This window comes from Bradyrhizobium sp. BRP20, from assembly GCF_020194215.1.
Lineage (GTDB): Bacteria > Pseudomonadota > Alphaproteobacteria > Rhizobiales > Xanthobacteraceae > Bradyrhizobium > Bradyrhizobium yuanmingense.
Genome location: NZ_JADYVY010000021.1, coordinates 1 through 13337, shown reverse-complemented (window position 1 = coordinate 13337; position 13337 = coordinate 1). Strand labels below are relative to the sequence as shown.

Here is a 13337-nt window from a genome sequence, read left to right as displayed (position 1 = left end):
GTCAGCGCCCGCACAGCATGGCGTCGTCCTCGACGGCAGGCGTGATGGTCGGCGAGGCGCCGGCATACTGGTTGACTGCGCACAACCCGGCGCTCGCGGCGCAATTGGCGGCGAAGGTCCAGGGCGGCGTGTTGCTCTTGGTGATGCTCACCTTGCCGCCAGTCGAGGTGATGATGGCGGTGTCGCCGGGCTGGGTGAGTTGCACGCACTGGGCGCTCCTCGTGCACACGCTGGCCGCGCCGTCCTGAAGCACAACGACGGAGCGCCCGCGCTGCGAGAGAATGTCGAGCGTGGTGCCGCGCACGCCGATGGTGGCGAGCGGTGTTGTGATCTTGTAGGCGGCCTTGTCGGAGCGTCCGGTGACGAAGCGGAAGGCGCCGGTGGTCATGCGGATCGCGACGTCACGATAGCTGTGCTCGTCGTTGAAGACGGTGCGGTCGAGCTTCAGCGTGGCGCTCGGCCCCAGTGATAGATTGGTGCTGTCGGCCATCACGAAACGCGCCGCGCTGTCGGCGCCGGTTCGCACGGTCTCGTCGCGCAGCATGCTGTCGCCGACATTGATCGGCGTCGTGGTCGCGGCGACGCGCACCACTTCGTTCTGAATGACGACAGCCTGGCCGACGCGCGTCTGCGCTTCGGCGCCGGATGCCGCACAGATTGCGGCCGTGAGCAGTGTGGAGAAAAGGCAAAAACGCAAATTCATTTCGCAACCGATCGATGTGTCCCTGATCGTACCGGATCGCGCGCGCTTCTGATGTGGCGGAATTATCACAAGCGGCGCAGGACCTGCGTCATGCTTAGTGACAGTTGCGGCAGAATGCGTTCAATGACGGGAAGCAGTTTATTTTTCTCCGCGGTGAAGCCAATTTGCCACGCAAGACAGCCCCACAAAAGATGCGCGAATTGCCTGCGGTTCCTGAGGTGTCGCGGAGTGCAGTGATTGCTGTCGCGATCTTCCTGATCGCGCATCTGGCGCTGTTGATCGGCGTCGTCACGCCGGAAAAATTCGTGTTCGATGAGGTGCATTACGTGCCGGCGGCGCGCCAGATGCTGACGCCCGCGATGTCGCAGCCGATGCTCAATCCGATGCATCCGCCGCTGGCCAAGGAGATGATCGCGGCATCGATCGCAACGTTCGGCGACAACGCGCTTGGATGGCGTTATCCCGCGACCTTGTTCGGCGCGCTCGCGATCGTCGCGATCTATCTGTGCGGACTCGCGTTGTTCGCCGCGCAGGGGCCGGCGATCGCCGCCGCGCTGATCGCAGCCTTCAACCAGATGCTGTACGTCCAGGCGCGCATCGCGATGCTCGATGTCTTTGCGCTCGGCTTCGGCCTGCTCGCCACCGCCGCCTTCATGCATGGGTTTCGCAGAGAGCGGCCGCAAGCGCTGTTCGCGGTGGCGGGCAGCCTGTTCGGCCTTGCGGCCGCGTGTAAATGGAGCGGCCTGTTCCCGCTCGGCGTCTGCATCGTCATTGTTGCGGTGATCCGCCTGATGCAGGGCTGGCATACGCTGTTCGCCGACGCGAAGCCGGACGACTGGTATCGGCCGGAGCTTTGGCCCGGCCTGAAGCTGCATCATGTCGCGCTCTGCTTCGCCGTCCTGCCGGCATTGGCTTATCTTGCCGCCTTCGTTCCGCTCTACGGGTTATCGCTGCCGGACTTGATCGAGGCGCAGCGGCGGATCTTTGCCGACAACACCACGACGGCCATCGCCGGCCACACCTATATGAGCGCATGGCCGTCCTGGCCGCTGCTCGCGCGCCCGGTCTGGTTCCTGTTCGACAAGACCGCGGAGGACCACATCGCCGCGATCGTCTTCCTCGGCAATCCGCTCGTGCTGTGGCCGGCTCTGCCTGCACTCGCCATGGTGCTGCGCGATTTCATCGTGGCGCGGCGCTGGGATGCATTCCTGATCGCCACATTCTATTTCGGTCCCTGGCTCGCCTGGGCGTTGCTGCCGCGCACGCTGGGCTTCATCTATTACTATCTGCCGGCCGCGACCGCGGCGTCCCTGGCACTGGTCTATGTGCTGCGCCGCGAGGGTTTGCCGCGCTGGCTGTTGTGGGCTTATGTCGGCGTCGCGGCGGCCGGCTTTGCGGTGATGCTGCCGATTTCCGCGGCCTTCGTCGGCACCTCGATGGGGGGCTTCAACCGGCTGATGCTGTTCCAAAGCTGGATATGAGTTCGCCGCCCGCCGGGCTGCGGCAGGCGGCGTGTTTTACTCCAGGAGCCGAGAATCATTTCGCTGCGGTCTTGGTGTCCATGTTCACGACCTGGACCCGGCGGTTCATGGCGTCAGCGCCGTTGGCGGCATCCTTCAGCTTGGTCTCGCCGTAGCCGACGGTGACGAGATCGTTGCCGTTGAGGCCGTAATTCTGCATCAGGTACTTCTTGATGGTGTCGGCGCGCCGTTCGGAGAGACCTTGATTGTATGCTTCGCCACCGGTCGCGTCGGTGTGGCCGGCGACCACGAAGGTCGAGCCCTTCAGCGCTGGATCGGACAGCGCCTTGCCGAGCGCCTGCACCGAGGCCATCGAGGTCTTGGCGATGTCGGCCGAATTGTAGTCGAACTGGATCTCCAGATCGATCTTCGGCTTGGTGGCAGCGAGCTCGGCGATCTGCTCGCGCTCGCCTGTCGAGAGCGACCGGGTCGAGCGGTTGCGCACGGTGTTCAGGAAGGTCGCCTCCTTGGCCTGCACGGTCGTATCGGTCTGGGGGCCAACGGACAGGCCGCGGGTCGCCGGCTTCGGCTTCAGCGCATCGACGATCTGGCCGGCGGAGATGTTGTTGTCGCCAGCCAGCGCAAGGCCGGCCGTCATCGACAGGACGGCTGTCAGGGTGATCGCCGTCAGTCCAAAAGACTTATTGAAATGGGTCATGGTGGTATCCTCGCTGTTACGCCTGATGGCGATTTGATGCTGCGAGCGTAGGGCAGGTTCAACGGCTCTGATGTGATCTTGGTCACATTCGAAACGGCGAGCCGAGGTCACTTTGCTCCGGTTCGAATCATTCGCACTTTGCTTTCGAGCCGGCCGTATTGGGTTCCGGGAAACCCGAACGTCGCAAAGGCGTCGCCTCACCGCCCGCCCGCGAACAAGAATTCGTCCAGATGTCCGCCTAACACACTTCAATCATTCGATAATTTGACGCGAGGGGAGCCGAGTTCCGTCGTGTGCCGAGGCCAAGTGACTATCAGCGCGACTATCAATTCCATCGCAGCGGCCCGACGGATCGGACAGTGACTCTGAACGCAATGCCCATCTATATCGGTGCGGCGATGATCGCGGTGGCCATCCTGCTCTCGACACTGATCACCGGGATGACCTCCCGCTATGTCGGGCTCGAAGGGCCGACCGACGAGAACGTCTGGCTGGTCGATCGCCTCACCGGCAGTGTCTATCGCTGCCAGGCAGAAGGACGTGGCAAGGCCATCTGCGACCCGGAGGTCGCCACCGGCAGCGTCGGGGAGCGCCCAAAAGCCGCACGCTGAAAAGCGGGTATCACTGCAGCGCAGCAACGAAATTGTCTTTTCCCTGCAAACTTGTGGCTGAAGAATGGCGGTGCGTTGGCCGGCATCAGGCCGGCTGCCTACTCGAGGAGAGAACTTGATGAAGACCCTGTTGCTCGCGACGGCATTCGCCGCACTTGCTCTGTCCCCCGCATCCGCCGCCAAGATGGCGTGCACCAGTGCAAACATGGCAAAGCTCGTTGCCGGCATGGGCGGCGAAGACACGCCCGCCAAGATCGCGGCGAGGAAGTCGATGGCCGCGGCCAATTCCGACATGAGCAAGGGCAACATGCGTGGAGCATGCAAGCACTATATGAACGCCGAGAAGTCGATGGCGATGAAGAAGTAGGCTTCCGCCTGATCCCCACACGTCATGGCCGCGCTGGCAGCAGATGGCAGCGCGGCTTTTTCGCGTCCCTGCTTCTTTGCCTCGCGGCGAATCCCGCTACATTGCACGCTGCAATGCCCCGCACGTCCAAACCGCTTCCGCTCTCGACGACACAGGCCCGGCAGATCTGGCTGCATGCCCAGCGGCTGACCGACCGCGCTCCGTTCGGCGAAGGCGCAGAGGCCGTCTCGGCCGCCGTCGCCCATCTCGGCTATGTGCAGATCGACACCATCAACGTCATCGAGCGTTGCCATCACCACATCCTGTTCAGCCGGATCCCGTCCTACCGCCGCGCCGATCTGCGCCACGCCCAGAGTGTCGACAAGACCGTGTTCGAGTACTGGACGCACGCGCTCTCCTACGTGCCGGCGAACGACTTCCGCTTCTTCCTGCCGGCGATGCGCGAGCACCGCCGCGAGGGGCACAAATGGTTCGCCGCGGTGAAGCCGGCCGACACGCGCAAGGTGATGCGGCTGCTGCGCGGCGGGCCGCTGACGATCCGTGACATCGACGACGACGTGCTCGTCGAGAAGGAGCATCTGTGGCAGAGCCGCAAGCCCTCGAAGCGGGCGCTGCAGCTCGCCTTCTATACCGGGGCGGTCACCATCAGCGCGCGCCAGGGCATGCTCAAGACCTACGAGCTGACGACGCGTCATTTCGGCTGGGACAGGCTGCCGAAGCCGGCGCCGGCAAGCGAGATCACGGCTTATCTGCTCGACCGCGCGCTGCGCTCGCAGGGCGTGGTCAGCCTCGATTCGGTCTGCCATCTCGATGCGCCCAGCAAGAAGCCGGTCGCGCGCCTGATCGCCTCGCGCGTCCGCCGCGGCGAGCTCGTGCCCGTCGCGATCGAGGGCGCCGGTAAGCAGGAGCACTGGGCCTCGCCTGCAGCGCTTGAGCCGCATGAGGTGTCGCCCGATCTCGTCCACATCCTCTCCCCGTTTGATCCCCTGATCATCCAGCGCAAGCGCACCAACCTCATCTTCGGCTACAACCACCTGTTCGAAGCCTATGTGCCGAAAGCCAAGCGCAAGCTCGGCTATTTCGCGCTGCCCGTGCTGGTCGGCGACGAGATCGTCGCCGCGCTCGATCTCAAGACCGACCGGCAGAACAAGAAGCTGTTGATGCAGAAATGGACCTGGGTCGGGCAGGGCAGGAAGACGGCGGGCCGCAAGGAGCTGAAGCGCGTGATCGAGGAGGAGCTCGACCGTTTCGAGCGGTTTCAACTGGCGGAGTGAGGCTCCGACGGCAGTCTTGTAGGGTGGGCAAAGCGAAGCGTGCCCACGTCTTGCCTATTCGATGACGAGACGTAGGCACGGCGCTACGGCGCCTTTGCCCACCCACCGCGCATGGCAACGCGATCGATCCACATGCCAAACGCAATCCCAACCGCATAGGCCAGCAAATTCCAAAGCGAGAAGATGCGGCCGAGCAGCAACGCGCCGGCGGTGGTGAGGCGGAACGCATCGAGCCAGGGAGTATGCATCAGGCGGGAGAACTCGACGACTGCCGCGATCACTATCGCGATGGCTGCGAGCTGGCTCCGTGTCAGCCGCGGCAGCACGACTCCTGCCAGCAGAAACACCATCGTCGCCCACAGCAGCGAGCCGCCGTACTTCACGATGAACGCAGGCAGGCCGAGCGGGAAGCCGTACCAGCGAAGGGACAGCCCACAGGCAATCACTGCGAGCGCGAAAGCAGCGCGCATCAGTGAGGTCTGTAGAGGCGCAACAGGCGTGCCCGGCTGCGTCTCGTGCATTGCTTGCTCCATTGACTCTTTGCTCGCGATGCTGAAAACGGCCGCAAACCCGAAAAAAGCAACAACCCCGGGGGAAGCCATGAGCCAGACCACGACCTATGCCGGTTCCACCGGTGCCACCAAGTCGGAGATCGAAACCTCGACCATCCGCGCCATCTCCTGGCGCCTGATTCCGTTCCTGGTGCTGGCCTACTTCTTCTCCTATCTCGATCGCGTCAATCTCGGCTTCGCCGCGCTGACCATGAACGCCGATCTGAAATTCACGCCGCTGATCTACTCCTGGGGCGCCGGCATCTTCTTCATCGGCTATTTCATCTTCGAAGTGCCGAGCAACCTCGCCCTGGAGAAATTCGGCGCGAGCCGCTGGATCGCCCGCATCATGGTGACCTGGGGCATCATCTCGGCGCTGATGGCGGTGGTCAGCGGGGTCACCAGCTTCTACGTCCTGCGCTTCCTGCTCGGCGTCGCCGAGGCCGGCTTCTTCCCCGGAATCATCCTCTATCTCACCTATTGGTATCCGGCCGAATATCGCGCCCGCTTTCTTGCGGCCTTCGCCATCGCGGTGCCGGTCTCGACCGTGATCGGCGCGCCGATCTCGGGCCTGTTGCTCGGGCTCGACGGCATGATGGGCCTGAAAGGCTGGCAGTGGCTGTTCATCATCGAGGGCATCCCGTCGGTGCTGCTCGGCATCGTCACCTGGTTCTATCTCACCGACAAGCCGGAGAAGGCGGACTGGCTCTCGGCCGAGCAGAAGGCCTGGCTGAAGGCGAAGCTGGATGCGGAGATCGCGGCCAAGCAGGCGGTGAAGCATTTTTCGCTCGGCGAGGCGCTGTCTTCACCGAAGGTGATCGCGCTCAGCCTGGTCTATTTCGGCTTCGTCGGCGCGCTCTACGGCATGCAGTTCTGGCTGCCGCAGATCGTCAAGGCGTTCGGTCTCACCAACGCCCAGACTGGATTCGTCACGGCGATCCCGTATCTGTTCGGCACCATCGCCATGATCCTGTGGGCGCGGCATTCGGATGCGAGCCGCGAGCGCGTCATGCATGTCGGCGCGCCGCTGCTGCTCACCGCAGTCGCGCTCGGCATCTCCTCCTATCTCACCGATCCCACGCTGACGATGGTGGCGCTGACGGTGGCCGCGATCGGCGTGTTCTGCTGCTTCGGTGTGTTCTGGACCCTGCCGACCGCCTGGCTGTCCGGCACGGCCGCAGCCGGCGCCATCGCGCTGATCAACTCGATCGGCAACCTCGCCGGCTTCGGCGGGCCGTACCTGATCGGCTGGGTCAAGGAGGCGACGGGCCAGACCTCGACGGGCCTCTTGGTGCTCGCCGTGCTGCCGTTGATCGCGGGCATCCTGGTGTTCGTCGGCGGACACGACAGCAAGCACGAATTCGCCGACCTGGGGCGGTGAGGGGGCACGCACGTCGCGCGCTGTACCCACCATCTTCGCCGCAGAGCGGTTCTGGTGGGCACGCTCCGCTTTGCCCACCCTACAATAACACCTCGCGGCCAAGCCTATCCCTCCTTACCACTCCTTCACGATCACGCATTCCTGATGACTGACGATTATTGACTTTTATCAGTGAACAGTCGACATTACTCTCAGTCGAGATGCAGGAGTGTCCTTCGATGTTCGTCCGGTCGATTTTGTCGAGCTATTCCAAGCTTTTCGCAGGAGCCGCGCTCGCCCTGATGGCCGTTTCGCTGGCAGGGTGCAATGATACTGTCGCCGAGAAGGCCGAGCCGCCGCGGCCGGTTCTGGTGGCAACTGCCCATTACGCTGCCGAGACCCCGGAGCGCAGCTTCGTCGGCACTATCCGTCCCAGGATCGAGAGCGATCTCGGCTTCCGCGTCGCCGGCAAGGTGGCCAAACGCCTCGTCGAAGTCGGCCAGACAGTCGAAGTCGGCCAGCCGCTCGCCACCCTCGACGAGGTCGACCTGAAGCTCCAGGCCGAGCAGGCCGTTGCCGAGCAGACCGCCGCAACCGGCGTGCTGGCCCAGGCCGCCGCCGCCGAGCAGCGCGCCAAGGATCTCAAGGCCAAGGGCTGGACCACGGACGCCCAGCTCGACCAGAGCCGCGCCGCCGCCGATGAAGCCCGTGCGCGCTTGAACCGGGCCGAGCGCTCGGTCGAACTGACCAAGAATTCCCTTTCCTACGCGACGCTGGTTGCCGACGCCCGCGGCGTCGTCACCGCAACGCTGATCGAGCCCGGCCAGGTGGTTGCCGCGGGCCAGGCTTCGATCCGTGTCGCCCGCTTTGCCGAGAAGGAAGCGGTCGTCGCGATCCCTGAAACGCTGGTTGGACGTGCCAAGTCGGGCGTCGCCAGCGTCACTCTCTGGTCCGAGCCGAACAAGAAATACACGGCCAAGCTGCGCGAGATCGCGCCGGCAGCCGATCCCGCCACGCGCACCTATCTGGCAAAGTTCTCGCTGCCCGAGGCCGACGACAAGGTCGCGCTCGGCATGACGGCGACGCTGACGCTGTCGGATGCCGCGACCGAGCGCGTCGCGCGGTTGCCGCTGTCGGCGCTCTTCAACGAAGGCGGCAAGCCCTCCTTCTACGTCGTCGACGACAACGGTGGCGTCACCCTCAAGCCGGTCACGGTGAAGTCCTACGAGAGCAAGGACGTCGTCATCACCGGAGGCGTGGACGAGGGCGCCAAGATCGTCGCCCTCGGAGTGCAGAAGCTCGATCCCGGCCAGCGGGTGCGGATCGTGTCGTCCTTGTCGTTCTGATCCGTCGTTTGAAAGTCTGGTCCTTCGGGCCATCCCGGAATGACAAGAGAAGTGAGTTACGTCGTGTGAGGTGAGTTTCGGCCTTTGTCCCTAAGCAAAGGCTGAAGCGGCGAAGCGATCCAGAACCTGCCCAGCCCCCTGGATTGCTTCGCTGCCTCGCGACGACTGTTTGAACAGAGCGGCTGTCGTTGTTTGCAACTGGATCGTCTTTCGGAGAGTGCGATGAAGCGCTTCAACCTTTCGGCCTGGGCCGTCAGCCATCCGACGCTGGTGCTCTTCCTGATGATCATCCTCGGCGTCGCCGGCTTCTTCTCCTATGAGAAGCTCGGCCGTGCCGAGGATCCGTTCTTCACGGTGAAGGTGGTCAACGTCTCCGTGATCTGGCCCGGCGCGACCGCGCAGGAAATGCAGACCCAGGTTGCCGATCCCATCGAGAAGAAGATCCAGGAGCTGCCCTATTTCGAGAAGGTGCAGACCTATTCCAAGCCCGCCTTCACCGCGCTCCAGGTCACCTTCCGCGACAACACGCCGCCGAAGGACGTGCCCTACCTCTTCTATCTCCTGCGCAAGAAGCTGGTCGACGTGCAGGGCCAGCTGCCGTCCGGCATTCTCGGGCCCGTCGTCAACGACGAGTTCTCCGACGTCGATTCCATCCTCTACATGATGACCGGCGACGGCGCCGATTATGCCCAGCTCAAGAAGGTCTCCGAAGGTTTTCGCCAGCGCCTGCTCAAGGTGCCCGGCGTGACCAAGGTCGACGTCTACGGCAACCAGGATGAGCGCATTTTCGTCGAGTTCAGCCACGCCAAGCTCGCCACGCTCGGCATCACGCCGCAGGCGCTGTTCGATTCGCTCGCCAAGCAGAACAACGTGACGCCGGCCGGCACGGTCGAGACCTCCTCGCAGCGCGTGCCGCTGCGCGTCACCGGCGCGCTCGACGGTGCCAAGGCCGTCGCCGAAACGCCGGTCGAGAGCAACGGCCGCGTGTTCCGTCTCGGCGATATCGCCACCGTCACTCACGGCTATGTCGATCCGCCGAGCTTCGTCGTGCGCCAGGAAGGCAAACCCGCCATCGGCATCGGCGTCGTCACCGCCAAGGGCGCCAACATCCTCGATCTCGGCAAGGAGGTCGAGAAGGCCACCGCCGACTTCATGAAGGCGGTGCCGCAGGGCATCGACGTCAAGCTGATCGCCGACCAGCCCAAGGTGGTCGAGCACGCCGTCGGCGAGTTCGTGCACTCCTTCATGGAAGCGCTCGTCATCGTGCTGTTCGTCTCGTTCCTGGCGCTCGGCTGGCGCACCGGCATCGTGGTCGCGCTGTCGGTGCCCCTGGTGCTCGGCATCGTCTTCATCGTCATGAACACGATGTCGCTCGACCTGCATCGCATCACGCTCGGCGCGCTGATCATCGCGCTCGGCCTGCTCGTCGACGACGCCATCATCGCGGTTGAGATGATGGTGGTGAAGATGGAGCAGGGCTGGGACCGCATGCGTGCGGCGTCCTTTGCCTGGGAATCTACTGCGTTTCCGATGCTCACGGGGACGCTGGTCACGGCCGCTGGCTTCCTCCCCATCGGCTTTGCCAATTCCGCGGTCGGCGAATATGCCGGCAGCATATTCTGGATCGTGGCAATCGCGCTGGTCGCCTCCTGGTTCGTGGCGGTGATCTTCACGCCCTATATCGGCGTCAAGCTGCTGCCCGAGATGAAGGCGCACCACAACCATGATCCGCATGCGGTCTACGAGACCCGCATGTACCGCGGCCTGCGCGCCATCGTGAAATGGTGCGTCAACCACCGCATCACCGTGGTGGTCGCGACCGTCGGCGTCTTCGCCGCCTCGATCGTCGGCTTCGGCCAGGTCCAGCAGCAGTTCTTCCCACTCTCGGAGCGCCCCGAGCTGTTCCTGCAGCTGCGCCTTCCGGAAGGCACCGCCTTCAACGTCACCGAGAAGGCGGTGAAGAAGGCCGAGACGCTGCTCAAGGACGACAAGGACATCGAGACCTATACCGCCTATGTCGGCCAGGGCTCGCCGCGCTTCTGGCTCGGCCTCAACCCGCAGCTTCCGAACGAGGCCTTTGCCGAGATCGTCATCGTTGCCAAGGGGGTCGAGGCGCGCGAGCGCATCAAGGCCAAGATCGAGACCGCGGCCGCCGAGGGCTTCCTGACCGAGGCACGCGTGCGCGTCGACCGCTTCAATTTCGGTCCGCCGGTCGGCTTCCCCGTGCAGTTCCGCGTGATCGGCCCGGACGCCAACAAGGTCCGCGAGATCGCCTACCAGGTCCGCGACGTCATGCGGGAGAACAAGAGCGTCAAGGACGTCCAGCTCGACTGGAACGAGCAGTCGCCCTACCTCAAGCTCGTCGTTGACCAGGACCGCGCCCGCGCCATGGGCCTGACCCCGCAGGACGTCTCGCAGGCGCTGGCGATGCTGATCTCGGGCTCGCAGGTCACAACCGTGCGCGACGGCATCGAGAAGGTCGGCGTGGTCGCCCGCGCGATCCCGTCCGAGCGCCTCGACCTCGGCGGCGTCGGCGATCTCACCATCACCTCGCGCAACGGCGTCGCCGTGCCGCTGCAGCAGATCGCTCGAATTGAATATGCCCATGAGGAGCCGATCATGTGGCGGCGCAACCGCGACATGGCGATCACCGTGCGCTCCGACGTTGTCGACGGCGTGCAGGCCCCTGATGTCACCAACCAGATCACGCCGAAGCTGAAGGCGATCAAGGATCACCTCGAGCCGGCCTACCGGATCGAGCCGGGCGGCGCGTTCGAGGAATCCGCCAAGGGCAACGCCTCGATCTTCATCCTCTTCCCGGTGATGGTCATGGTGATGCTGACGCTGCTGATGATCCAGCTGCAGAGCTTCTCACGCCTGATTCTGGTGTTCCTGACCGCGCCGCTCGGCATCGTCGGTGCCTCGCTTGGCCTCAACGTCGCCAATGCCCCGTTCGGCTTCGTGGCGCTGCTCGGCCTGATCGCGCTCGCCGGCATGATCATGCGCAACACGGTCATCCTGGTCGACCAGATCGAGACCGACGTCAGCCACGGCCTGACCCGGCGCGAGGCGATCGTCGAGGCGACCGTCCGCCGTGCCCGGCCGGTGGTGCTGACGGCGCTCGCCGCCATTCTCGCCATGATCCCGCTGACGCGCTCGGCCTTCTGGGGCCCGATGGCGATCACCATCATGGGCGGCCTGTTCGTCGCGACCTTCCTGACGCTGCTGTACCTGCCGGGCCTCTACGCCCTCTGGTTCCGCAAGAGCCTGGACGAGGCCGGAACGCCCGAGCAGCCGGCCGCGCCGCAGCATGGGAGCGATGACCCGCACGCAATTCCGCTTGCCGAAGCGGCTGAATAGATGAGAAGACTGTTGACCAGCGAGTCCTGACTGATGGCCCTTGTTTCGGAACATATTGAAGTCGACACCCGGGATCGCATCCTCGAGGTGGCCGAGCGGCTGTTCCGCCAGATCGGCTACCAGAAGACGACCGTCGGCGACATCGCCAAGGAGCTCAGGATGAGCCCCGCCAACGTGTATCGCTTCTTCGAATCGAAGAAGGCGATCCATCAGGCGGTGGCCCGCTCGCTGATGGGCGAGGTCGAGCTGGAGGCGCAGCGGATCGTGGCAAGGCCCGGTCCGGTGCTGCCGCGCTTCCGCGAGCTGCTCATCACCATCAATCGCATGAACACCGAGCGCTATGTCGGCGACAACAAGCTGCACGAGATGGTCGCGATCGCGATGGAGGAGGACTGGGAGGTCTGCGTCGCCCATATGGAGTGCATCGCCGGCGTCATCGGCCAGATGATCGCGCAAGGCGTCGCCTCCGGCGAGTTCGAGGCGCCGGACCTGCAACTGGCCTCGCTGTGCGCCTGCACCGCGATGATCCGCTTCTTCCACCCCCAGATGATCGCCCAGTGCGCCACCAAGCCGGGCCCGACCATCGACCAGATGATCGATTTCGTCATCGCGGGTCTGTCGCCGCGCCACTGACGGGCGGGGCGTTTTCTCCTATAAGCAGACTGATCGCCCCGGCACGACCGCCGGAGGCGGACCGGGACGGACCCACAAACTCCGTCATTGCGAGCGCAGCGAAGCAATCCAGACCGTCTCCGCGGAGGGATTCTGGATTGCTTCGCTGCGCTCGCAATGACGAAAGGAAGCAGCGCGTGACCGACAAAGACCTGTACTTCTACGAACCCTCCAAGGGCCACGGACTCAAGCACGACCCCTTCAACGCCATCATCGCGCCGCGGCCGATCGGCTGGATCTCCTCGCGCGACGCCAGGGGCCACGTCAACCTCGCGCCCTACAGCTTCTTCAACGCGTTCTGCTACGTGCCGCCGATCATCGGCTTCTCCTCGACCAACTGGAAGGACACGGTCGAGAACATGCAGCAGACCGGCGAGTTCGTCTGGAATCTGACGACGATGGATCTCGCCAAGCACATGAACGCGACCGCGGCACATGTCGCCCCCGAGGTCGACGAGTTCGAGGTCGCGGGCCTCACCGCCGTGCCCGGCAAGCTCGTCAATGTCCCGCGCGTCGGCGAGAGCCCCGTCGCCTTCGAGTGCAAGGTGTCCGACATCGTCCGCCTCAAGGGCGCCAATGGCAAGGAGGCCGACGCCTGGCTGACGCTCGGCGAAGTCGTCGCCGTCCACATCGACAAGGCCTTGATCAAGGACGGCGTCTACCAGACCGCCGCCGCCCGCCCCATCGTCCGCGCCGGCCGGCGCGGCGATTATTTCGAGATCAAGCCGGAGAACATGTTCGAGATGGTCCGGCCGGACTAGGCCACTTCCGTCATTCCGGGGCGACGCGCAGCGTCGAGCCCGGAATCCAATCATCGACCAACGCTGCGGCACGATGGATTCCGGGCTCACGCTTCGCGTGCCCCGGAATGACAGTGGAGAGACATTCAGCCCCCACCCCCTCCCGGAACTGCAC

General features: G+C 64.4%; 12 protein-coding genes. 9 read left to right on the top strand and 3 right to left on the bottom strand.

Annotated elements, in window-relative coordinates; all coding sequences use genetic code 11:
* Position 1: 1 nt before the first annotated feature.
* Entirely contained in the window at positions 2–703 is a 702-nt protein-coding gene (locus tag I6F33_RS32550; protein ID WP_192893324.1) for a FecR domain-containing protein, read from the bottom strand.
* Between the two features lie 191 nt (positions 704–894).
* Here I6F33_RS32550 and I6F33_RS32545 point away from each other — a divergent pair, with 191 nt between their 5' ends.
* Complete coding sequence (locus I6F33_RS32545; protein WP_225115085.1) at positions 895–2184, top strand: glycosyltransferase family 39 protein; 1290 nt, start codon at positions 895–897, stop codon at positions 2182–2184.
* 55 nt (positions 2185–2239) lie between these two features.
* Here the strand turns inward: I6F33_RS32545 and I6F33_RS32540 are convergent, their stop codons facing one another.
* Positions 2240–2881 (bottom strand): OmpA family protein, encoded by a 642-nt coding sequence (locus I6F33_RS32540; protein ID WP_225115083.1) that lies wholly within the window; start codon positions 2879–2881, stop codon positions 2240–2242.
* Positions 2882–3255: 374 nt separating this feature from the next.
* Here I6F33_RS32540 and I6F33_RS32535 point away from each other — a divergent pair, with 374 nt between their 5' ends.
* The 3 genes from I6F33_RS32535 (at position 3256) to I6F33_RS32525 (ending at position 5133) form a co-directional block, all read left to right on the top strand.
* Complete coding sequence (locus tag I6F33_RS32535) at positions 3256–3492, top strand: hypothetical protein (protein WP_036013890.1); 237 nt, start codon at positions 3256–3258, stop codon at positions 3490–3492.
* Positions 3493–3610: 118 nt separating this feature from the next.
* Positions 3611–3859 carry a hypothetical protein gene (locus tag I6F33_RS32530; RefSeq protein WP_036013887.1) on the top strand — a complete coding sequence of 83 codons (249 nt, stop codon included), beginning with the start codon at positions 3611–3613 and terminating at the stop codon, positions 3857–3859.
* A 113-nt stretch (positions 3860–3972) separates the two neighbouring features.
* The gene (locus I6F33_RS32525) at positions 3973–5133 is read left to right on the top strand and encodes a winged helix-turn-helix domain-containing protein (RefSeq protein WP_057026236.1); all 1161 of its coding nucleotides are present in this window, start codon (positions 3973–3975) and stop codon (positions 5131–5133) included.
* Between the two features lie 83 nt (positions 5134–5216).
* Here I6F33_RS32525 and I6F33_RS32520 read toward each other — a convergent pair whose 3' ends face one another.
* The gene (locus tag I6F33_RS32520; RefSeq protein ID WP_225131509.1) at positions 5217–5654 is read right to left on the bottom strand and encodes a DUF2809 domain-containing protein; all 438 of its coding nucleotides are present in this window, start codon (positions 5652–5654) and stop codon (positions 5217–5219) included.
* A 79-nt stretch (positions 5655–5733) separates the two neighbouring features.
* Between I6F33_RS32520 and I6F33_RS32515 the strand changes: the two genes are divergently transcribed.
* The 5 genes from I6F33_RS32515 to I6F33_RS32495 all read left to right on the top strand — a co-directional run bounded on the left by I6F33_RS32515 (position 5734) and on the right by I6F33_RS32495 (position 13183).
* Entirely contained in the window at positions 5734–7065 is a 1332-nt protein-coding gene (locus I6F33_RS32515; RefSeq protein ID WP_225131497.1) for an MFS transporter, read from the top strand.
* A gap of 218 nt (positions 7066–7283) precedes the next feature.
* Complete coding sequence (locus tag I6F33_RS32510; protein ID WP_225131499.1) at positions 7284–8390, top strand: efflux RND transporter periplasmic adaptor subunit; 1107 nt, start codon at positions 7284–7286, stop codon at positions 8388–8390.
* Between the two features lie 222 nt (positions 8391–8612).
* Positions 8613–11750: an efflux RND transporter permease subunit gene (locus I6F33_RS32505; protein ID WP_109145020.1), complete on the top strand. Its 3138-nt coding sequence runs from the start codon at positions 8613–8615 to the stop codon at positions 11748–11750.
* Positions 11751–11783: 33 nt separating this feature from the next.
* Positions 11784–12383 carry a TetR/AcrR family transcriptional regulator gene (locus I6F33_RS32500; protein ID WP_036013870.1) on the top strand — a complete coding sequence of 200 codons (600 nt, stop codon included), beginning with the start codon at positions 11784–11786 and terminating at the stop codon, positions 12381–12383.
* 176 nt (positions 12384–12559) lie between these two features.
* The gene (locus tag I6F33_RS32495; RefSeq protein ID WP_036024785.1) at positions 12560–13183 is read left to right on the top strand and encodes a flavin reductase family protein; all 624 of its coding nucleotides are present in this window, start codon (positions 12560–12562) and stop codon (positions 13181–13183) included.
* The last annotated feature ends 154 nt before the right edge of the window (positions 13184–13337 follow it).